General features: G+C 70.4%; 22 protein-coding genes and 1 pseudogene. 7 read left to right on the top strand and 16 right to left on the bottom strand.

Going from position 1 to position 20,310, the window contains the following annotated elements:
* Positions 1 to 62 precede the first annotated feature (62 nt).
* Genes B9S58_RS02525 through B9S58_RS02540 form a run of 4 tightly spaced genes read right to left on the bottom strand, consistent with a single transcriptional unit; the run spans position 63 to position 2,048 of the window.
* Positions 63 to 665, bottom strand: a complete 603-nt coding sequence (locus B9S58_RS02525) for a hypothetical protein (RefSeq protein ID WP_103530509.1) — start codon at positions 663 to 665, stop codon at positions 63 to 65.
* Between the two features lie 3 nt (positions 666 to 668).
* A complete protein-coding gene (locus tag B9S58_RS02530) occupies positions 669 to 926 on the bottom strand; it encodes a hypothetical protein (protein WP_181009157.1) in 258 nt (85 codons plus the stop codon).
* Positions 877 to 1,581 carry a class I SAM-dependent methyltransferase gene (locus B9S58_RS02535; RefSeq protein WP_103530511.1) on the bottom strand — a complete coding sequence of 235 codons (705 nt, stop codon included), beginning with the start codon at positions 1,579 to 1,581 and terminating at the stop codon, positions 877 to 879. The genes B9S58_RS02530 and B9S58_RS02535 overlap by 50 nt, the downstream gene beginning before the upstream one ends.
* Positions 1,578 to 2,048 (bottom strand): hypothetical protein, encoded by a 471-nt coding sequence (locus tag B9S58_RS02540; protein ID WP_103530512.1) that lies wholly within the window; start codon positions 2,046 to 2,048, stop codon positions 1,578 to 1,580. The genes B9S58_RS02535 and B9S58_RS02540 overlap by 4 nt, the downstream gene beginning before the upstream one ends.
* 158 nt (positions 2,049 to 2,206) lie before the next feature.
* On the opposite strand from B9S58_RS02540, the gene B9S58_RS02545 reads away from it, so the two are divergent.
* A complete protein-coding gene (locus tag B9S58_RS02545; protein WP_103530513.1) occupies positions 2,207 to 2,779 on the top strand; it encodes a dihydrofolate reductase family protein in 573 nt (190 codons plus the stop codon).
* 37 nt (positions 2,780 to 2,816) lie between these two features.
* On the opposite strand, the gene B9S58_RS02550 is transcribed toward B9S58_RS02545, so the two are convergent.
* Positions 2,817 to 3,341 (bottom strand): AAA family ATPase, encoded by a 525-nt coding sequence (locus B9S58_RS02550; RefSeq protein WP_103530514.1) that lies wholly within the window; start codon positions 3,339 to 3,341, stop codon positions 2,817 to 2,819.
* A 38-nt stretch (positions 3,342 to 3,379) separates the two neighbouring features.
* Positions 3,380 to 4,024: a bifunctional 2-polyprenyl-6-hydroxyphenol methylase/3-demethylubiquinol 3-O-methyltransferase UbiG gene (locus tag B9S58_RS02555; protein ID WP_103530529.1), complete on the bottom strand. Its 645-nt coding sequence runs from the start codon at positions 4,022 to 4,024 to the stop codon at positions 3,380 to 3,382.
* A gap of 76 nt (positions 4,025 to 4,100) precedes the next feature.
* Here B9S58_RS02555 and B9S58_RS02560 point away from each other — a divergent pair, with 76 nt between their 5' ends.
* Positions 4,101 to 4,697 carry a 1,4-alpha-glucan branching protein gene (locus tag B9S58_RS02560; RefSeq protein ID WP_103530515.1) on the top strand — a complete coding sequence of 199 codons (597 nt, stop codon included), beginning with the start codon at positions 4,101 to 4,103 and terminating at the stop codon, positions 4,695 to 4,697.
* A gap of 255 nt (positions 4,698 to 4,952) precedes the next feature.
* On the opposite strand, the pseudogene B9S58_RS02565 reads toward B9S58_RS02560, so the two are convergent.
* Positions 4,953 to 5,691, bottom strand: a pseudogene (locus B9S58_RS02565) (XRE family transcriptional regulator).
* On the opposite strand from B9S58_RS02565, the gene B9S58_RS37750 reads away from it, so the two are divergent.
* Together B9S58_RS37750 and B9S58_RS37410 are read left to right on the top strand one after the other, a co-directional pair.
* Positions 5,650 to 5,841: a hypothetical protein gene (locus tag B9S58_RS37750; protein ID WP_181009158.1), complete on the top strand. Its 192-nt coding sequence runs from the start codon at positions 5,650 to 5,652 to the stop codon at positions 5,839 to 5,841. The pseudogene B9S58_RS02565 and the gene B9S58_RS37750 overlap by 42 nt on opposite strands.
* 52 nt (positions 5,842 to 5,893) lie before the next feature.
* Entirely contained in the window at positions 5,894 to 6,034 is a 141-nt protein-coding gene (locus B9S58_RS37410) for a hypothetical protein (protein WP_181009159.1), read from the top strand.
* A 197-nt stretch (positions 6,035 to 6,231) separates the two neighbouring features.
* On the opposite strand, the gene B9S58_RS02570 is transcribed toward B9S58_RS37410, so the two are convergent.
* Positions 6,232 to 7,389, bottom strand: a complete 1,158-nt coding sequence (locus B9S58_RS02570) for an acyl-CoA dehydrogenase family protein (protein ID WP_103530516.1) — start codon at positions 7,387 to 7,389, stop codon at positions 6,232 to 6,234.
* A 207-nt stretch (positions 7,390 to 7,596) separates the two neighbouring features.
* Here B9S58_RS02570 and B9S58_RS02575 point away from each other — a divergent pair, with 207 nt between their 5' ends.
* Positions 7,597 to 8,940, top strand: a complete 1,344-nt coding sequence (locus tag B9S58_RS02575) for a UDP-glucose/GDP-mannose dehydrogenase family protein (protein ID WP_103530517.1) — start codon at positions 7,597 to 7,599, stop codon at positions 8,938 to 8,940.
* A gap of 86 nt (positions 8,941 to 9,026) precedes the next feature.
* On the opposite strand, the gene B9S58_RS02580 is transcribed toward B9S58_RS02575, so the two are convergent.
* Genes B9S58_RS02580 through B9S58_RS02590 form a run of 3 tightly spaced genes read right to left on the bottom strand, consistent with a single transcriptional unit; the run spans position 9,027 to position 11,928 of the window.
* The gene (locus tag B9S58_RS02580; protein WP_103530518.1) at positions 9,027 to 10,220 is read right to left on the bottom strand and encodes a dipeptidase; all 1,194 of its coding nucleotides are present in this window, start codon (positions 10,218 to 10,220) and stop codon (positions 9,027 to 9,029) included.
* Positions 10,221 to 10,231: 11 nt separating this feature from the next.
* Positions 10,232 to 10,780, bottom strand: coding sequence for a 5-(carboxyamino)imidazole ribonucleotide mutase (gene purE, locus B9S58_RS02585; RefSeq protein ID WP_103530519.1), 549 nt, complete (start codon positions 10,778 to 10,780; stop codon positions 10,232 to 10,234).
* Positions 10,777 to 11,928 carry a 5-(carboxyamino)imidazole ribonucleotide synthase gene (locus B9S58_RS02590; RefSeq protein WP_103530520.1) on the bottom strand — a complete coding sequence of 384 codons (1,152 nt, stop codon included), beginning with the start codon at positions 11,926 to 11,928 and terminating at the stop codon, positions 10,777 to 10,779. Before B9S58_RS02590 ends, purE begins: the two co-directional genes overlap by 4 nt.
* A 179-nt stretch (positions 11,929 to 12,107) precedes the next feature.
* On the opposite strand from B9S58_RS02590, the gene B9S58_RS02595 reads away from it, so the two are divergent.
* Positions 12,108 to 12,629: a GtrA family protein gene (locus B9S58_RS02595; RefSeq protein ID WP_103530521.1), complete on the top strand. Its 522-nt coding sequence runs from the start codon at positions 12,108 to 12,110 to the stop codon at positions 12,627 to 12,629.
* Between the two features lie 56 nt (positions 12,630 to 12,685).
* Here the strand turns inward: B9S58_RS02595 and B9S58_RS02600 are convergent, their stop codons facing one another.
* Both B9S58_RS02600 and B9S58_RS02605 read right to left on the bottom strand, forming a co-directional pair.
* Positions 12,686 to 13,951, bottom strand: a complete 1,266-nt coding sequence (locus B9S58_RS02600) for an ATP-binding protein (protein ID WP_103530522.1) — start codon at positions 13,949 to 13,951, stop codon at positions 12,686 to 12,688.
* A gap of 124 nt (positions 13,952 to 14,075) precedes the next feature.
* Complete coding sequence (locus B9S58_RS02605; protein WP_103530523.1) at positions 14,076 to 14,753, bottom strand: response regulator transcription factor; 678 nt, start codon at positions 14,751 to 14,753, stop codon at positions 14,076 to 14,078.
* Between the two features lie 485 nt (positions 14,754 to 15,238).
* On the opposite strand from B9S58_RS02605, the gene B9S58_RS02610 reads away from it, so the two are divergent.
* On the top strand, positions 15,239 to 16,723 hold the full coding sequence (locus B9S58_RS02610; RefSeq protein WP_103530524.1) for an oligopeptide:H+ symporter: 1,485 nt from the start codon (positions 15,239 to 15,241) through the stop codon (positions 16,721 to 16,723).
* Positions 16,724 to 16,867: 144 nt separating this feature from the next.
* Here B9S58_RS02610 and B9S58_RS02615 read toward each other — a convergent pair whose 3' ends face one another.
* From B9S58_RS02615 to B9S58_RS02625, 3 genes are all read right to left on the bottom strand, one after another.
* Positions 16,868 to 18,265, bottom strand: a complete 1,398-nt coding sequence (locus tag B9S58_RS02615) for a hypothetical protein (protein WP_103530525.1) — start codon at positions 18,263 to 18,265, stop codon at positions 16,868 to 16,870.
* A gap of 14 nt (positions 18,266 to 18,279) precedes the next feature.
* A complete protein-coding gene (locus tag B9S58_RS02620) occupies positions 18,280 to 19,425 on the bottom strand; it encodes a hypothetical protein (protein WP_103530526.1) in 1,146 nt (381 codons plus the stop codon).
* Positions 19,422 to 20,310 (bottom strand): hypothetical protein (locus tag B9S58_RS02625; protein WP_103530527.1); only part of this gene is annotated, 889 nt, incomplete at its 5' end. The genes B9S58_RS02620 and B9S58_RS02625, both read right to left, overlap by 4 nt.

The raw sequence follows: 20,310 nt of genomic DNA on the forward strand, positions 1-20,310 counted from the left end.
CGAGGGAGCCGGTCGGACCTCACGAGCTCACGACACTGCGGGTCCGGCCGGTCGGGCAACGGTCAATCCGCGCAGTCGTACCGCTTGACGAGCCTGGTGGCCACTTCCCGCATCACGGTCACGTTGTTGCGCAGCGCGATGTCCGCGTCGACAGGCCGCCTCTCCTCCAGCCTGGCCAGGTTCTCCTCATCCTGCGAGGGCACGTCGAGCCACACCCTGATGTACGGGGCGGTCGAGCCCATACGGACGGGGCAGCCGGCAGGCAGCGTGACCTCGGCCTGGTCGGGGAGCGCCCAGCCGGTGAACCCGGGACCGAGAGGGATGGAGCCCTTCTTGTTGTACGGGCCGCTCCGGGTATCCGCGATGACCAGTTTGTAGACCCCGCGAGGGTTGTCGTTGTCGTCGTACGGGTTGGCGCGCAGCACGCGGCATCCTCTGAACACCGCGTAGTCGGTGGTCCTGCCCTTGCTCTCCCACTCGTCCGTGCTGGTCTCTCCACCCTGGCCGTCGTCGATCAGCTCCGCCGTCTCCCGGCTGAGCGCACCATGACACAGGCTCTGCGGCAGCGGCGGCTTCTCCACGTTGTCAGGCCAGACACTCGCCGTCACCACCGCTACCCCGGCAGCGCCAAGCGTGATCGCCAACGGCAGCCACTTCTTGTCCATCGACTACTGCCCCATCAACTTGTCGGCCTCGGTCATGCCGTTCAAGTACCACTCCTTGGCCTTCGGCTGGAGATGATCCTCGTACTCGCCGGGGCTCGCGTCCAGTTCCGCCTTCGAGAGCCCTCGTTCCGTGGCCATCTGGCGCAACATGCCGTACATCTGCTTCTGGCCGTAGTCGTAATGCTTGATCATGTTGTTGCGGGTCTCGGCATCAACCTTGGCGTTCTCCTTGTTCAGGTGCTCGTTCAGGCCAGCGTCCACCGTTCGCTGCATCGTCACAGCGGTGCTCCCACGCGGCCTCGGAGCACTCCGCCCCCAGGAGCCCGGCCCCGTCGAACAGGGCCGCGAGCCCTTCCCGCGTACGGGGGAAGTCGTCCTCGGGGGCGAGTGCGGGGAGCCAGTCGGGGCGGGTGAGGCCGGCGACCCGTGCGGCACGGCCGATCAACGTCTGGCCGGGGGCTCCGGGCGACCGCCAGATGGTGACCGCTACCCGGCCGCCGGGCCGGGTGACCCGCCGCAGCTCGGCCAGTGCGACGCGCGGGCGGCCCACATGGTTGAGCACGAAGTTGCCCACAGCCGCGTCGAACGTGTCGTCCGCATAAGGCAGTTCGGGAAGTCGGGCGATGCACGCCGCGACGCCCCGCACAGCCCGGCGGGTCGCGTCCACCATGCCCGGTTCGGTGTCGGTGGCGTACACGGACGCGCCGCGCGCGAGCGCTGCGGCACTCACGGTCCCGCTTCCGCAGCCCACGTCCAGGACACGGCTGCCGGGCCCGGCCTCGGCGGCATCGAGGAGCGCCGCCGCCGGGCGGGCGCAGAGCCGGGCGTAGGTGCGGGCGTAGGCCTCGGCCCGCCCGGACCAGATGCGTCGCTCGGCTTCGTCGAAGGGGGTGGTCACCGTGGTCGCGGTGGTCATGACACGCCTCCCTTCGGTTCGAGTTCGGCGAAGTCCTCGTGGAGGGCGTCGAGATGGCGGCCGGTCGGTGCGCCCGCCGGGGTCAGCTCCGCCAGCCGCCAGCCGGGCAACTGCTCCTCGACCTCGGCGGGGAGCGACCCGTCCGCCGGGTCCGTCAGGGCGTACAGCACCCCGAACGCGGTCTCCCTGGCGACCTCGCGGGCCAGCGTGCCGAGGTCCTCGGGGGTGAGCCCGGCCGCGAGGGCCCGGCCGACGGCGTCGGCCGCCGCCCCGTCGGTGCGGTAGGCGGCCACCCACTGCGGGGCGGCCGTGCCCCAGGCGTCGACGTCCTGCCACACCGTCCGCAGGAGGCGGTAGCGGGCGAGCTGCGGCAGCCCCTCCTCCACCTCGGACTCGGCCCAGTCCCGGGCGTCGGCATCCGCCCCCAGGGCGCTGAAGAGGGCGGTCAGCCTGTCGATTTCGGTCATGGGGAGGGAGGCTACCGGCCGTGGCCGGAGCGTGGTCCGAGGCGGTGAGCAGCGTGGGATCGATGAGTTTTCGTGGAGCGCGCGGTCTGTACATACGTAAGAGTGAGAGGCGACGCCGGGCACCGGCCGGGGCCGGCACGACACAGCCAGGAGATCTGATGCGCACCCTGATCAGCACCGCCTTCGTTTCGCTCGACGGCGTCATGGAGGCCCCGGGCGGCGAGCCCGGCTACCGGAACTCGGGGTGGACGTTCAAGGACGTGGAGTTCCTGCCGGAGGCGTACGAGCTCAAGGGCCGGGAGCAGGAGGAGGCCACGGCCCTGCTCATGGGACGGGCCAGCTACGAGGCGTTCAGCCCGGTGTGGCCGGGCATGGAGGAGTTCACCGGGTACAAGGCGATGCCGAAGTACGTCGTCTCCACGAAGCTGACCGACGGCGATCTGGTCTCCGACTGGGGCGAGACCACGATCCTGCGGTCGCTCGACGAGGTCGCCGCCCTGAAGGAGACCGAGGGCGGCCCGATCATCGTCCACGGCAGCACCGAGCTGAACCGGAACCTCGCGGACGCGGACCTGATCGACCGCTACCACCTGCTCGTCTTCCCGCTTCTGCTCGGCGCGGGCAAGCGTCTGTTCAGCGCGACGGACAAGGACGCGCAGAAGCTGAAGCTGGTCGAGCACGAGGCGTACGCGAACGGCATCCAGAAGAACGTCTTCGAGGTCGTCCGCTGACGCGTCGGCGTCCCCGCCCCCACACCTGCGGGGCCGGTCAGCCGGTGCGTACCCCTCGCAGGACGGTCTCCGCCACCTCGGCGGGCACGACGCCCGTGGTGTCGACCACCCGAGCATCCCGGCGGAGCCAGGGCAGGGCCCGCTCGTAGTCGGTCAGGTGGTCCAGGCGCCACTGCCGGGCCCCGGCGCTCTCCGGTGCGGTGTCGGTCTCGATGCGCCCGACGAGGGTGTCCCGGTCGGTGTGCAGGAGGACGTGGTGCACGGGGATACCGGCCTTCGTCAGACCGTCGTGGATCTCCTGCCAGTACGCCTCGACCAGGACCGTCTGCGTGACCACCAACGTTCCGTCCACGTGGTCGAGTACCTGCCGTGCGGTCTCCACCACCAGGCCCCGCCAGGGCGGGAAGTCCTGGAAGTCCCTCTCCGGGGCTCCCAGCACGTGACAGAGCATCTCGCCGACCTTCTCGGTGTCGAAGAGCCGGGAATCCGGGAGGAGCGAGGTCACCTCCTTCGCGGTGGTGGTCTTGCCCGCGCCGAAGGTTCCGTTCAGCCAGATGATCATCGCTCCACCCTAGGCGTACGCGTACGGCGCCCGGCAGGTCACCGATGCCAGACCAGCGTGTAGCGCCAGAACAGGCGTCGGCGCAGCCGGACGCCGGGCAGTACGCGGCGGGCGTCACGGACGATCTCGGCGAAGGTCATGGTCGCCGGCCGGGTGGGGGCGGTCATGGAATCCGGCCGTGCGGCTCTGCGCCCCTTGTTCTTGATCCATGCCATGGCGATGTTCAGCGGGATGGCGGCGGCGCCCAGGAGGCGATCGCCGGGAGACCTCGCGCGGGCAACCCCCACGACGACCAGGGTCCCGCCCGGTGCCAGGTGCCGGCGAAGGTGGGTGAGAGCTTCGACGAACGGCAAGTGGTGGATGGCGGCCACGCACGTGATGACGTCGTAGGGACCGGGTGGTGTCTCCGTCAGCGCGTCGCCCGCGGTGAACATCACGGGGACACCCGGGCCCGTGAGCTCCCGGGCCCGGGCGACGATGGCGCGGTCGGCGTCCAGACCCTGCACTGTTCCGGCACGCGCGGCCAGGAGCCGGGCCAGATCTCCGCTGCCCGATCCGATGTCCAGAGCCCTGTCGAAGCACCTGGGGAGCTGCCGCATGATCCACCGGTGGTAGCGAGCGTTATGGTCCCACGGGTGGGCGCTGTGGAATCGGTCGATCGCCTGAAGGACGCGGGTCGTCATGGTCTCCACGGCACGAAGTCCACCATCTCGGGAACGTGACGGCCAGAGGTCACAAGGACAAGGGCAGGGAGCTCGCATGGCATCCATCCACCGCACCACCATGACGCCAACCAAGCTGGAGCTCATCACCGGCTGGCTGCCGAAGCAGAGCTGGTACGTGGGCGGCACGGAAACGCCGGACCTGGTCAAGGCCGGCGGGTTCCGTCTGGACGATCCGGAAGGGGCGGTCGGGATCGAGTTCATGGTCGTCGTGGACGCCCCCGCCGCGCAGGAGCCGGTGGCGTATCTGGTGCCGCTGGGCTACCGGGATGCGGCGCTGGAGGGCGCCCCCGGCGAGGCGCTGATCGGCACCTCCGAGCATGGGGTTCTCGGCACCCGGTGGATCTACGACGGCGCCCACGACCCGGTGGTGCTGGCGCGGTTGAGCGCTCTTCTGCGCGGCGAGGCGGCACCACAGCACCAGAGCCTGAGCGACACCCCCGACCCGACGGTCACCGTGCACGGAACCGGCACCGGATCCGGCCACGACCACGGGCGGCCCGACGTTCGGCTCCACCGCGTCCTGCGGCCGACGGAAGCCGAGCAGGGGCCGCCGTGGCGTCTCGTCGCCGGATGGACCTGGCCGGACGGAACCGCCGCACGGGGCGTGTTCGCGGCCGTCCCGCCGCAGTAGGAGGTCACGCGTACGGCCCCCGGTGAGTCACCAGGGGCCGTAACAAGAGGCGGTGCGCTGAAGGCCGTTACGGCAGGTTGCGCGCCATGACGATGCGCTGGACCTGATTCGTGCCCTCGTAGATCTGGGTGCTCTACGGCATACATTCGCCTGACCTGCCAAAACACCCCACAAGTGAGGGAACCGCCCAGGATTCCCCCAGGATCGGTCCAGAAGCGGTGCTCTCACGCGTTGGCTACGTGACCAGCCTGCCACTCACTCTGGGGAAGACGAGTACCTTTCGACACTGGCCCGTCCCGTGGAGCGGTCGAGTAGGCGGAGCTCCCAGGGTCCACTGTTCACGTCGAAGTCCTTCCCGAAGCCGACCCACTTGCCTGCCATGCGGCGGCCTGTCGGCTCGATCAGCAGCTGGACGGCACCGTGGTAACGGGCGCCGTGGTAGTAGCCGTCCACCGCCGTCTGTTCCGTCCACGTGCCTGTGATGATGTTCCGGTCCACGGACAGGTCCAGAGACAGAGGACTGTCCGGGTTGGTCGACGCTCCAGGCAAGCTCTGGGCTGTCAGCCTGTTGCCGTGCTGGACGATTACGACATGGTGCTTGCAGTCGAAAGTCTCGTCACGGCTGGACGAGTAGAACTCGTACCGAGACAGCCAGATCCCCGCGTACTCGCCTTGCGTCTCCGGCTCCGGGCTTGTGACGGCACTGGTCGTGCCGACTTCTCCAGCTTCCATGTCGTGGCCTCCTGCGCCGTCTGAGTGGACGCGTGTCATAGGGATCGCAAACCCCAGCGACTCGGGGGGCGCGGCCAGTGAACTGTTTCAACGCTCGCGCGTACAGGGGGCGGCACGTCCTGGTCTTCCCGGACTCCCAGCGTTGCACGAGTCGCTTGGAAGCGTCGTTCGGTTCGCCCAGTTCTTCCCCCGCGCCACGTAATCCCTGGGCGAACTCGTCTTGGCTCAGGCCTTCGAGCTGCGCAGACACATCAAGAACCACGGCGTGTGGGGACCGGAGAGGCTGCTGTTCCCGAATGTCACCCGGACCGGGTACGTGTACGCCTCGTACTTCTACTGGCAGATCTCGTTGGCGGCCCTGACGAAAGGCAGGGTGACCTACTGCAAGCCGCACTCAATGCGGCACTACTAACGGGTCCCGGTTGCTCTACGCGGGCGTCCCTGAGAACGATGTGGCCGACTGGATGGGGCACAGCAGCACGGACGTGCTCCGCGAGCACTACCACTACATCTTCGAAGGGGCCGAGCAGCGCGGACGTGCGGCCATCGCAACCATGTTGACCCCCGGCGCGGACGACCCTACCGAGCGGGCCGAAGCTGCCTGACCCAGCCCACACGAAAGGCCCCCGGCGATACCGGGGGCCTTTCGTCTATGCAGGTCAGCACCCGTTCTCAGTCCAGTGTCCGCCCAGGATTTCCTCAGCATGACGCTCAGGAAGGGCCCGGAAGGGGCCCGAACGGACCGGAAGCCGATCAGCGCTTCAGGAGCACTCCGGAAGGTTCCTGACCTGCGAAAACCCTGCTACGGCAGGTTCCTCGCCATCACGATCCGCTGAACCTGATTCGTGCCTTCATAAATCTGGGTGATCTTGGCGTCGCGCATCATCCGCTCCACCGGGTAGTCCCGCGTGTAGCCGTAGCCGCCGAGCAGCTGGACGGCGTCCGTGGTGACCTCCATCGCGACGTCGGAGGCGAAGCACTTGGCCGCCGCGCCGAAGAACGTGAGGTCGCCGTCGACGCGCTGGGACTTGGCGGCGGCCGAGTAGGTGAGCTGGCGGGCCGCCTCCAGCTTCATCGCCATGTCGGCGAGCATGAACTGGATGCCCTGGAAGTCCGCGATCGGCTTGCCGAACTGCTTGCGCTCCTGGACGTACCCCTTGGCGTAGTCCAGCGCGCCCTGGGCGATGCCGATGGCCTGGGCCGCGATCGTGACGCGGGTGTGGTCCAGGGTCTTCATCGCCGTGGCGAAGCCGGTGCCCTCCTCGCCGATCATCCGGTCGGCGGGGATGCGGACGTTGTCGAGGTAGACCTCGCGGGTCGGCGAGCCCTTGATGCCGAGCTTCTTCTCCGGGGCGCCGAAGGAGACGCCCTCGTCGGACTTCTCGACGACGAACGCGGAGATGCCCTTGGAGCGCTTGGCCGGGTCGGTGACCGCCATGACCGTGTAGTACTCGGAGACGCCCGCGTTGGTGATCCAGCGCTTCACGCCGTTGAGGACCCAGAAGTCGCCGTCGCGCACGGCCTTCGTCTTCATGCCCGCCGCGTCCGAGCCGGCGTCCGGCTCGGAGAGGGCGTACGAGAACATCGCGTCGCCCTTGGCGAGCGGGCCCAGGTACTTCCGCTTCAGCTCCTCGGAGCCGGAGAGGATCACCGGGAGCGAGCCGAGCTTGTTGACGGCCGGGATCAGGGAGGAGGAGGCGCAGGCGCGGGCCACCTCCTCGATCACGATGACCGTGGCGAGCGCGTCGGCGCCGGCGCCGCCGTACTCCTCCGGGACGTGGACGGCGTGCAGGTCCGAGGCGACCAGGGCGTCCAGCGCCTCCTGCGGGAAGCGGCTCTCCTCGTCGACCGCGGCGGCGAAGGGGGCGATCTTCGTCTCGGCGAGCGCGCGGATGGTGTCGCGGAGCATGTCGTGCTCCTCGGCCGGACGGTACAGGTCGAAATCGGTCGAACCCGCCAAGACGCTCACTCCCCAGATGCTAACTACCGTTAAGTAACTCAATTTTAGTGCGACGACCGCCCGACGGCATACGTGCCACGTACGTGAGCTTGCCGACAGGGGTGGGACATAGCGGATGCACCGGGCGGATGGAGCGGTGAATTCCGGCCTTCCGGTCCCCGACTATGCTCGGTCCGCACGTCCGTCCGTATCTCCCAGGAGCACTCCATGGCCCTCAGGATCACTGTGATCGGCACCGGCTATCTCGGCGCCACCCATGCCGCGGCCATGGCCGAGCTGGGCTTCGAGGTCCTGGGGCTGGATGTGGTGCCGGAGAAGATCGAACTGCTCTCTACCGGACGCGTGCCGATGTACGAGCCGGGTCTTGAGGAGATGCTCCAGCGGCACGTCGCGGGTATCCAGGGGTCCACCGGGCGGCTGCGCTTCACCACCTCCTGGGAGGAGGTCGGGGAGTTCGGTGACGTCCACTTCGTCTGTGTGAACACTCCGCAGAAGCACGGTGAGTACGCCTGCGACATGAGTTACGTCGACAGCGCCTTCGCCTCGCTGGCCCCGCACCTGACCCGGCCCGCCCTGGTCGTCGGCAAGTCGACCGTCCCGGTGGGCTCCGCCGCCCGCCTCGCGGCCCGCCTCGCCGAGCTGGCCCCGGTGGGCGAGGGCGCCGAGCTGGCCTGGAACCCGGAGTTCCTCCGCGAGGGCTTCGCCGTGAAGGACACCCTGCACCCCGACCGGATCGTCGTCGGCGTCACGAGCGAGGGGGCCGAGAAGCTGCTGCGCGAGGTGTACGCCGTGCCGGTCGCGGAGGGCTCCCCGTTCGTGGTGACCGACTTCCCGACCGCCGAGCTGGTGAAGACCTCCGCGAACTCCTTCCTGGCCACCAAGATCTCCTTCATCAACGCGATGGCCGAGGTCTGCGAGGCCGCCGACGGGGACGTCGTGAAGCTCGCGGAGGCCATCGGGCACGACGAGCGCATCGGGAAGAAGTTCCTGCGCGCCGGGATCGGCTTCGGCGGCGGCTGCCTGCCCAAGGACATCCGCGCCTTCATGGCGCGCGCCGGCGAGCTGGGCGCGGACCAGGCGCTCACCTTCCTCCGCGAGGTCGACTCCATCAACATGCGCCGCCGCGGCCACATGGTGGAGCTGGCCCGGGAGGCCGTGGGCGGCGACTCGTTCCTCGGCACGCGGGTGGCGGTGCTCGGCGCCGCGTTCAAGCCCGACTCCGACGACGTCCGCGACTCCCCCGCCCTCAATGTCGCCGGTCAGATCCACCTCCAGGGCGGCCAGGTGACCGTGTTCGACCCGAAGGGGACGGACAACGCGCGGCGGCTGTTCCCGACCCTCGGCTACGCCGACTCGGCGCTGGAGGCGGTACGCGGCGCGGACGTGGTGCTGCACCTGACGGAGTGGCGCGAGTTCCGCGAGCTGGACCCGGCGGAGCTGGGCGAGGTGGCCGCCCGCCGGATCATCCTGGACGGCCGGAACGCCCTGGACAGCGCGGTGTGGCGCGAGGCCGGGTGGACGTACCGGGCCATGGGCCGCCCGAGGGCCTAGAACCCGGCAGGCTCCAGGGGGGACATCTTCTGGAGCCTGCCGGGTTCGGCCGGGGCGCGGCGGCGGGGCCGAGGCCCGCTCGCGGGTCAGCCGTGCGGGCCGTCCAGTTCCGTGATCGTGGCGTGTGACGGGCCGCGCCTGCTCTGCTCGTCGCGGGCGACGGCTTCCGCGTCGCGCAGCACCCGTACGGAGTTCTGCCAGGTGAGCTTGGCGAGGTCGCTCTCCGACCAGTTGCGTCGCAGAAGCTCGGCGATGAGGTTCGGGTAGCCGGAGACGTCCTCCAGGCCGCGTGGGGTGAAGGCCGTGCCGTCGTAGTCGCCGCCGATGCCGATGTGGTCGACGCCCGCGACCGCGCGCATGTGGTCGAGGTGGTCCGCGATGGTCGAGGCGGTGGCCTCGGGGCGCGGGTTGGCCGCCTCGAAGTCCTCGTGGATGCGCATCGCGGCCGGGGTGGTGTCGAGGTGGTGCAGGCCGTGCTCGCGCATGTTGCGGTCGGCGGCCTGGGTCCAGGCGACGGCCTCGGGCAGTACGAACTTCGGGACGAAGGTCGCCATCGCGACGCCGCCGTTGGCCGGGAGGGCCGCGAGCACGTCGTCGGGGATGTTGCGCGGGTGGTCGCAGACGGCGCGGGCCGAAGAATGCGAGAAGATCACCGGTGCGGTGCTGGTGGCGAGCGCGCCGCGCATGACGCCGTCCGCGACGTGCGAGAGGTCGACCAGCATGCCGATGCGGTTCATCTCGCGGACGACCTCGTGGCCGAAGGCGGAGAGCCCGCCCAGGCGCGGCAGGTCCGTCGCGCTGTCGGCCCAGTCGATGTTGTCGTTGTGGGTGAGCGTCATGTAGCGGACGCCCAGGTCGTACAGGGCGCGCAGGGTGCCCAGCGAGTTGTTGATGGAGTGGCCGCCCTCGGCACCCATCAGGGAGGCGATGCGGCCCTCGGCGCGGGCCTTCTCCAGGTCGTCGGCGGTGAGCGCCCGGCGCAGGTGGGCCGGATAGCGGGCGATCAGCTCGGCGACGATGTCGATCTGCTCCAGGGTGGCGCTGACGGCCGCGTCGCCGGTCAGGTCGGTGCGGACGTACACCGACCAGAACTGGCCGCCGACCCCGCCGGCCCGCAGCCGGTTCAGGTCGGTGTGGAGCAGGCCGCGCTGGTCGGCGGCGATGTCCCGGGCGTCGAGGTCGTAGCCGACCTGTTCGCGCAGGGCCCAGGGGAGGTCGTTGTGGCCGTCGACGACGGGGTGGGCGGCGAGGAGCTCGCGGGCCCGCTCCAGGTAGTCCATGGGTGCCGCCCCTACTTTCCGAAGCCGAAGGAGTCGGCGCCCTGGACCTTGGCGCGCAGGCGTTTGCCCTTCTCGGTGGCCTGGTCGTTCAGCTCCTGCTGGAACTCCCGCATCCGGTCCTGGAGCGCGCTGTCGTGCGCGGCGAGGATCCGTGCGGCGAGCAGGCCCGCGTTGCGCGCGCCGCCGACCGAGACGGTGGCAACGGGGACACCGGCGGGCATCTGGACAATGGAGAGCAGGCTGTCCATGCCGTCCAGGTACTTCAGCGGCACCGGAACGCCGATGACCGGCAGCGGCGTGACGGAGGCCAGCATGCCGGGCAGGTGGGCCGCGCCGCCGGCGCCGGCGATGATCGCCTTCAGGCCGCGGCCCGCCGCGTGCTCGCCGTACGCGATCATCTCGTGCGGCATGCGGTGGGCGGAGACGACGTCGACCTCGTGCGGGATCTCGAACTCGTCGAGCGCCTTGGCGGCTGCCTCCATGACGGGCCAGTCGGAGTCCGAGCCCATGACGATGCCTACGAGAGGGGAGGCGGTGGATCCGGTGCCGGGAGAAGTCATTCGGTGATCGTTCCTCGCAGGTAGTCGGCCGCGTGCCGGGCGCGCTCCCGCACGTCCGTCAGGTCGTCGCCGTAGGTGTTGACGTGTCCGACCTTGCGGCCGGGCTTCACGTCCTTGCCGTACATGTGGATCTTGAGCTGCGGGTCGCGGGCCATGCAGTGCAGGTACGCCTGGTACATGTCCGGGTAGTCACCGCCCAGGACGTTGCACATGACCGTCCACGGGGCGCGCGGGCGCGGGTCGCCGAGGGGAAGGTCGAGGACCGCCCGTACGTGGTTGGCGAACTGGGAGGTGATCGCGCCGTCCTGGGTCCAGTGGCCCGAGTTGTGCGGGCGCATCGCCAGCTCGTTGACCAGAATGCCCGGGGTCCCGTCGTCGCTGCGGGTCTCGAACAGCTCCACCGCGAGGTGGCCGACGACATCCAGCTCGGCGGCGATGCGGAGCGCGAGCTGCTGGGCCTCGCCGGCCAGCCGCTCGTCCAGCCCGGGCGCCGGGGCGATCACCGTGTCGCACACGCCGTCGACCTGGATGGACTCGACGACCGGGTAGGCGACGGCCTGGCCGTGCGGCGAGCGGACGATGTTGGCCGCCAGCTCCCGTACGAAGTCGACCTTCTCCTCCGCGAGGACCGGAACGCCGGCGCGGAACGGATCGGCCGCGTCCGCCTCGGAGCGGACCACCCAGACGCCCTTGCCGTCGTAGCCGCCGCGCACGGTCTTGAGGATGACGGGGAAGCCCCCGGTCTCCTCGGCGAACGCGGCGGCGTCGGCCGGGTCGCTCACGATGCGGTTCCGGGGGCAGGGGGCGCCGATCTCCAGGAGCTTGGCACGCATCACCCCCTTGTCCTGGGCGTGCACCAGGGCATCGGGGCCGGGGCGCACGGGGATGCCGTCCGCCTCCAGGGCCCGCAGATGCTCGGTCGGCACGTGCTCGTGATCGAAGGTGATCACGTCGCAGCCGCGCGCGAAGGCGCGCAGCGTGTCCAGGTCGCGATAGTCGCCGATGACGACCTCGCTCACCACCTGGGCCGCCGAGTCCTGGGGAGTGTCACTGAGAAGCTTGAATTTCAGGCCGAGGGGGATACCCGCCTCGTGGGTCATACGGGCGAGCTGACCGCCGCCGACCATGCCGACTACCGGGAACGTCACTCCTCCAGGGTATCGGGCGCGCCGGTGGCTTCCGGACGGCCGTACGCATGGCCGTACGTGCGCCGCCCCTGCGGGCTCAGGGGCGGCGCACGGGTGGGCTGGTTAGCATGGCGGAGTTGACGTGGTTACGTCGACACGTCATACCAGACGCCTTCCGACGGACGGGGCCAGCGATCACCATGAGCGAACGGGGCGCACTGCGGACCCGGCTTGAGCTGCTGGCCCGGGAGGTCGCCAAGTTCGGCGCGGTCGGTGCTTTCGGCCTGCTGGTCAACATCGCGGTCTTCAACCTGCTGCGGCACACGACGGACCTCCAGGTGGTCCGGGCGAGCGTGCTGGCGACGTTCGTCGCGATCCTCTTCAACTACGTGGGCTTCCGCTACTGGACCTACCGGGACCGCGACAAGACCGGCCGGACCCGTGAGCTGGCCCTCTTCCTGCTGTTCAGCGCGGCGGGCGCAGTGATCGAGACGGGCGTGCTGTACCTGGCGACGTACGGCTTCGGCTGGAACGGTCCGGTCCAGAGCAATGTCTTCAAGGTCGTCGGCATCGGCATCGCCACCCTGTTCCGCTTCTGGTCCTACCGGACCTGGGTCTTCAAGAGCCTGCCCGCCAAGGAGGCCGTGCTGAGCGCGGAACGGTTTCTGGAGCAGCGCAGGCCGGCGGAAGAGCGGGTAGCGCCCGACCCCGTACGGAACTGACCCGCCGCTCCCGTCGTTGGTTCAGCGCACCGGGCGCTCAGGAGTCGGTGTTCGGTTCAGCGCACCGGGCGCTCAGGAGTCTTGCGGTCGACCGGGACCCTGCTGAGGAAGAGCGCGAAGACCGCCGGGTGCTGCTGGAGCAGCTCCAGCCGCCCGCCGTCCGCCTCCGCGAGGTCGCGGGCGACGGCCAGGCCGATGCCGGTGGAGTTGCGGCCGCTGATGGTCCGCTCGAAGATCCGCGCCCCCAGTTCGGCGGGGACGCCGGGGCCCTCGTCGGTGACCTCGATGACCGCCTGGTTGCCGGTGACCCGGGTGCGCAGGGCGACGGTGCCGCCGCCGTGCATGAGGGAGTTCTCGATCAGCGCCGCCAGAACCTGGGCGACCGCTCCCGGGGTGCCGACGGCCCGCAGCCCGTGCTTGCCGGAGCGGACCAGCGCGCGGCCGGCGCTGCGGTAGGCGGGGCGCCACTCCTCAAGCTGCTGCTTGACGATCTCGTCTAGGTCGAAGACGACGGCGGAGCCGGTGCGCGGGTCGCGGGAGTTCGTCAGGAGCCGCTCGACGACGTCGGTGAGGCGCTCGACCTGGGCGAGGGCGATGTTCGCCTCCTCCTTCACCGTCTCGGGATCGTCGGTGACCGAGATCTCCTCGATCCGCATGGAGAGCGCGGTCAGCGGCGTCCGCAGCTGGTGCGAGGCGTCCGCGGCCAGCCGGCGTTCGGCGGTCAGCATCCGGGCGATCCGCTCGGCCGAGGAGTCCAGCACGTCGGCGACCCGGTCCAGCTCGGGCACCCCGTACCGCTTGTGGCGGGGGCGCGGGTCCCCGGAGCCGAGACGTTCGGCGGTCTCGGCGAGGTCGGTGAGCGGGGAGGCCAGCCGGTTGGCCTGGCGTACGGCGAGCAGTACGGCCGAGACGATCGCCAGCAGCGCCACCGCACCGATGATCAGGAGCGTGCGCCCGACCTCGCGGGTGACGGCCGAGCGGGACTCCTCGACGGTGACCGTCTCGCCCTGCTCCCCGGTCTCGGTGGCCCGCAGGACGCTGCCGACGGGGCGTTCGCCGACGGCGATGGGCTCGCGGCCGGGGATCTCGACCAGTGCGTAGCGCCTGGGGTCGATCTGCTCGGCCAGCACCCCGGGGTTGATCCGCTCCTCGCCCAGCAGCCGGCTGTCGACCACGCTGATCAGCCGGAGCGCCTCGGACTCGACGCTCTCCTGGGCGCTGGCGCTGATGGTGCGTGTCTCCACGATCACCAGCGAGACGCCGAAGACGGCGATGACGACGAGCACCACGGCGAGCGTTGAGTTGATCAGCCGGCGGCGCATACCCGCCTCATCAGGTCGTCGGGATGCGCGTCGGTACGCACATCAGCACGCACGTCGGGGCGGTCGGGGCAGCCTCGGGAGCAGTCGCCGGAGCGGTCTTCAGGACGCATGGGAGCTTCGTACGTCAGCTCTTCTCGAACCGGAAGCCGACGCCCCGGACGGTGGCGATGTAGCGCGGATTGGCGGCGTCGTCGCCGAGCTTCTTGCGCAGCCAGGAGATGTGCATGTCGAGGGTCTTGGTGGAGGACCACCAGGTGGTGTCCCAGACCTCGCGCATCAGCTGATCGCGGGTGACGACCCGGCCGGCGTCCCGGACCAGGACCCGCAGCAGGTCGAACTCCTTGGCCGTGAGCTGGAGTTCCTCCTCGCCCATCCAGGCCCGGTGCGACTCGACGTCGATCCTGACGCCGTGGGTGGCGGGCTGCGGGACGGACTCGGAGGCGCCGCGGCGCAGCAGGGCGCGGACCCGGGCGAGCAGCTCGGCGAGCCGGAACGGCTTGGTGACGTAGTCATCGGCGCCCGCGTCCAGGCCGACCACCGTGTCGACCTCGTCGGCGCGGGCGGTCAGCACCAGGATCGGGATGGTGTGCCCGCCGGCCCGGAGTCTGCGGGCGACTTCGAGGCCGTCCATCCCGGGCAGCCCCAGGTCGAGAACGACCAGGTCGATACCGCCCTGAAGTCCGGCGTCGAGCGCGGTCGGACCGTCCTGGCGGACCTCGACCTCGTAGCCCTCCCGACGCAGTGCGCGGGCCAGTGGCTCCGAGATGGATGCGTCGTCCTCGGCGAGCAGTACACGGGTCATGGACTGATGGTAGTCCGGACGGGGGTCCGGAAGTGAGGCCCACGACGCTACCTGCGGGTCAGCGCTACAAAGAGGACGGAGACCTTTGAATATGGGAGCGTTGTTCCACTGAGGCCTGTGATCCATATCTCAAGTCCTTTCATATCCCTCAGTGTCGTGTCGTATGGTGTCCCAACGCCTGTTGCACTACTCAAGGACCTTTGGGCAGCCATGAGCGCCAAGGGTCCCTTTTGTGTGCGGGGCCGGTTCCCGCCGGCCCGTTGAGTGAATGACCTGTGAGCCGGGCCCGGAGCGCGAGGACGCGTGACGGGCGTGGATCCCGACGCGGTTCTTCCCGCTCCGCCGCCGAATCTCCGTCAGGAGCCCGGCCGCGCGGAGCACGTCCCCTCAGGCGTGGGGATGGGTACGCCGCGCCGGTGCCGGCTGCCCCCCACCGGGCGCGTACCGCTCACGAGGCATCGCGTCCCGACCAGCAAGGATCGACCATGGCGTCCAGCCTGACGAAGGATTCGCCCAGTTCCGGCGAGAAGACCTTCTTCGGCCACCCCCGCGGCCTGGCCACTCTCTTCATGACCGAGATGTGGGAGCGCTTCAGCTACTACGGCATGCGGGCACTGCTCCCGCTCTACCTGATCGCGCCCGGCGGCCTCGACATGAAGCCCGCCACCGCGACCGCGATCTACTCGGTCTACCTGTCGCTGGTGTACCTGCTCGCCATGCCCGGCGGCTGGTTCGGCGACCGGGTCTGGGGGCCGCGCAAGACCGTCGCCATCGCCGGCGGGATCATCATGTTCGGCCACCTGACCCTGGCCCTGCCCTCCGAGGGCACGTTCTTCGCCGGCCTCGGTCTCGTGGCCATAGGCTCCGGGCTGCTGAAGTCCAACATCTCGACGATGGTCGGCCACCTCTACGACGGCCCGGACGACCCGCGCCGCGACGGTGGCTTCACCATCTTCTACATGGGCATCAACATGGGTGCCTTCGCGGCGCCGCTGATCATCGGCACCGTCGGCGAGAACGTCAACTGGCACCTCGGCTTCGCCCTCGCCGCCCTCGGCATGGGCCTCGGCGTGATCCAGTTCCTGTTCGGCACCCGCCACCTGAACGAGCGCAGCCTCGTCGTCCCGAAGCCGCTCTCCAAGGACGAGCGCGCCTCCACGCTGCGCAAGTCGATGATCTGGCTCGGCATCGCGGCCGTCTTCTACATCGGCACGGTCGTCACCGGCGTCTACACGCTGAACTGGCTGCTGGTCCCGATCACCCTCGCAGGTCTCGTCATCCCGGTGGTCGTCCTGGTGCGCATCAAGCGCGACAAGGAGCTCAGCGCCACCGAGCAGTCGAAGATGTCCGGCTACATCTGGTTCTTCGTGGCCGCCGCCATCTTCTGGATGATCTACGACCAGGGCGGCTCGACGCTCGCGATCTTCGCCGAGTCCTCGGCCGAGAACAGCGTTTTCGGCTGGGACTTCCCGGTCTCCTGGTACCAGTCGGTCAACCCGGTCCTGATCATGGCTCTCGCCCCGGTCTTCGCCGCCTTCTGGCTGGCGCTGAACCGGCGCGGCAAGGAACCGAGCACGATCGTCAAGTTCAGCTCCGGTCTCGTTCTGATCGGCACCTCGTTCTTCGTCTTCCTGATGCCGCTGACCATCGCGGGGGACGGCTACAAGGCCGCCGCGATGTGGATGGTAGCGATCTACTTCATCCAGACCGTCGCCGAGCTGACGCTCTCGCCGGTCGGCCTCTCCGTCACGACGAAGATGGCTCCGGCGAAGTACGCGAGCCAGATGATGGGTGTCTGGTTCCTCGCCGTCACCGCCGGCGACTGCACCACGGGCCTGCTCTCGCTGGCCGGTGTGGAGCTCAACGGCACCGGAGTGGTCGCCATGGAGGCGACGCTCGCCGTGGTGGCCGGTATCGCGATCTTCATGTACCGCGGCAAGGTCAAGCAGCTCATGGGCAACGTCCGCTGACGGACGCCCCTCAGCACAGCACGACGTACGGCCAAGGGCCGCCGCACCGGATTCCGGTGCGGCGGCCCTTCGTCGTGCCGTGCTCGTTCCGTGCCTCGCCAGCCCCGCTCGTACTCCCTCTCGCGTGCCTGCTCGTGGCCCCGCTCAGCGCGTGCCGCGCAGCCTCCGCCACGGGGTGAACGTGAACACCGCACCGCCGAGCAGGATCGCCGTACCGGCGACCAGGCCGAGCGCCCGCAGCGCACCGCCGTCCTCGGCCCCGGTGGCGGCCAGGCCGCCGCCGGAGTCCGTGCCGCCACCGGACGCCGCCGTTCCGCCGGAGCCTGCCGCGCCGCCGCTGCCACCGGACGCGCCGCCCGGCTGGGCCGAGGTGTCCAGCTCCAGGGAGACGGCCACGTCGGCGGGCGGGGTGCAGGTCGTCGTCGTACCGGCGGCCGTCACCGTCAGGACGCCGGGGCTGAGCGTGGAGCTGCCGCTCGCGCCGGGCTTGTACGTGCCGGTGAGGTCGGGGATCTCGATCGGGGCTCCGGTCTTGATGACCTCCTCGTTGAGCGGCCCCTCGACCTTGACCGTGCCCTTGTCCGCCCCGCCGAGCTCGACGTCCATGGACGGCTTCACCTGGCCCGCCGGGATGTCGATCGGGCTGTCCATCACGGACGTGCCGAACTCCACCGTCAGGCCGTACTCGCCGCCGTTCTTCCTGGCGCTGATCCGGACGGGCGAGGTGGCGTTCTTGTCCCCGATCGGGGTCTTGCAGGCGTAGGCGACGGACACCTCCTTGCCGGGGAAGTCGGTCTCGCCACCCCCGCCGCCGGTGCTCCCGCCGGACGTGGTGCCGCCGGCGTCCGCGCCGCCGTCCGTGCCGCCCGACGTCGTACCGCCGGAATCGGCACCTCCGGACGTGGTTCCTCCGGTGTCGGTACCGCCCGTCGTGGTGCCGCCGGTGTCGTCGCCCCCGGTCGTGCCCCCGCTGTCCGTGCCTCCGGAGGCCGTGCCGCCCGTGGTGGAGCCGCCGCCCTCGGTGACCTTGATCGTGGCGCCCGGCCGGACCTCTTCCTCCGGGGCGCACTCGGTGTCCGTGGAGATCGGCTTGGACACGTTGATGTTGTACGCGCCCGGCGTCAGCGTGATCTCCCCGGCGGCCTCCAGCTTCAGCGTGCCCTTCATGTCGGGCAGCACCATGGGGCTGTTCTTGGGAATGGGCGGGTTCTGCCGCGGACCCTCCAGCTTCAGTTCGCCGCTCGCCGCACCGCCCAGGGTGACGGTCCCGGTCGGCTTGACCGTGTCCGCTCCCAGGTCCAGCACGTCCGGGTTCCTGGACGCGGCCTCGACCGTCTTCCAGACGACCTCGATCTCGTCGCCCACCTGCGCCTCGGCCGGGGCGGTCAGCTCCACCTTCGTGGTGCCCTGCACCGCGGGCAGTCCCGAGATCGGCGGCGGAACGCACTCCGTCGCGTAACTGACCTCGGCGGCCCGAGCCGGACTCGCGGCCATCAGGATGCCCGCGCCGCCGAGCATCAGCGCGACTCCGGCCGCGCTCATCCTCCGTTGCGTGCTCACGCTTGTCCCTTCGTCGTGGGTCGGGGTCGGTTCTCTGACGGTGCGGAGTCCGGGGTGAACCACGGCAGTGCGGCCGTGGTCACGCTGGTGTTCGTGCCGGTGCCGGTGGTGGTCGTGTACGTACTCGTGTCGTGGCCGGCGCCCCTGCCGGCGCCCCTGCCGCCGCCCCTGCGCCGCCGCCTGCCCGGCTTCGTCCACCTGGCCGGCGTCCGCGTACGGTGCGAGCCGGCGGGACGCGGCCGGACCTTGTCCACGACCGCCATGCCGATACGGAAGACGGCCGCCGGGACGACCAGGCTGAGCAGGACCCAGAAGAGCGTGACGCCCCAGGGCCGGCCGACCCCCCACGGCTGTTCGGCCAGCACCTTCGGCCCGTACCGCAGGGAGACCCGGTAGTCGCCGTGCGCGCCCGCCGGCAGTTCGACCGGCAGCTTGATCTGCGCCTTGCCACCGGGGGCGACCGTGCCGCGCCACCGGCGTTCCTCCCACTGCGGTGCGAAGACGCCGTGCGCGGTGCCGATCTCGAAGACGGGGTCCTCGACGGGGGCGGACCCGAGATTGCCCACGGTGAAAACGAGTCGGCGGGCGGGCGGGGCGCCGAACCAGGTGAGCAGGGAGCTGTCGCCCTCCAGCCGTGTGGTGGCCAGCACCGCGAGCTTTCCGTCGCCGGTCTGCTTCGGCAGGTCCGCCGTGGGATGGCCCGCCACGGTGAACACCGCGTCGACCAGGGCCTGTTCGCCGGACACCGTGGCGACGTGCACCACACAGGGGCACGGCTTCGGCGGTTCGGTGACCGGGAGCTTCTTGCTGAAGGCGCCCTTCTTGTCGGTCGTGACGGCACGGCCGTCGGCGTTGGCGCAGGAGTTGGTGCCGCCCGTCACGCCCCGCTCCGGTGTGGACTGCCCGCAGATCAGCAGCATGAGCAGCGCCTCGGCGCGCCAGCCGCTGCCGCTTACGGTGATCTCGCCGCCCTTGCCCGCCTCCTTCTTGGACAGGGTGACGGTGGGGTCGCCGTCGGCCGCCCGCGCGCCCGGCGCGGTGAGGACGAACAGGGCGGGCAGGAGCGCCAGGAGGGCGGCCAGGAGCAGAAGGACCGACGGCGCGGTGCGTCGGGAGGCTTCGGGGCCGGGCCGCTGCGTCACGATTCCGCTCCCGCCTTCACCAGGGGTCCCGCCTTCACCGAGGACCTCGTCTCTGTGGTCGGTTGCCGATCGCCGGCGGTTTCCGTGTCCGGCGTGTCCGGCGTGTCCGGCGTGCCCTGGAGCTCCTGGGGCTCCTGGGGCTCCTGGGGCTTCGACAGCTCCGGGGCCCCGCGCCGCGTGCGTCGCCGCCGGTACGCGCCGCAGCCGAGCACGGCCAGGCCGCAGAGGACCAGCAGCCCGCCGCCGGCGGCCGGGGCCACCGGAAGGTACGTCGCCGAGGCCGCGGCCTCGTCCCGGGCGCCCCCGGGAGCGGTGACCCTCAGCCGTACGGTGACCGTGTCCAGGGCCGGGGCGTCGGGCCAGGGTTCGGTCCGTTCCACCCGTCGGCCGGGGGCCAGCTCCAGCGGCAGGGGCCGTTCCGGGCGGTCCAGCAGCGTGCCGAACAGCCCGTCGGCGCGCACCGCCAGCCGGGGCTCCAGCATCGCGTTGCCCCGGTTGACCAGGGCGTACCGAATGGTCCCGCCGGATATCTCGACGTCCTCGACGGTGAGCGCCGCCAGCGTCGGGCCGCCGATCCGGACCCGTACCGGTACGCGGACCTCCTCGCCCCCGTCGACGGCCACGACCTCCCCGGAAGCGTCGCCGGGCACCGCGCCGGGCGGCACGGTGAGGGCGAGCGGCACCTCGGCGCGGGTCCGGGCCGGGACGGTGACCGTGCCCGCGGCGAACCGGATCCAGGCCCCGGCCCGGCCGTCGCCCCGTAGCCGTACGGTCAGCGGGGAGCGGCCCGAGTTGGTCACCGCGAGGCGGTCCTGGAGGACCGTGCCGGGAGTGCCCTCCAGATAGACGTACGGCCTGGTGTCCCGGTCGGTGCTGCCGCCGGCA

The sequence above is a fragment of the Streptomyces sp. SM11 genome (genome assembly GCF_002910905.1).
Classification (GTDB): domain Bacteria; phylum Actinomycetota; class Actinomycetes; order Streptomycetales; family Streptomycetaceae; genus Streptomyces.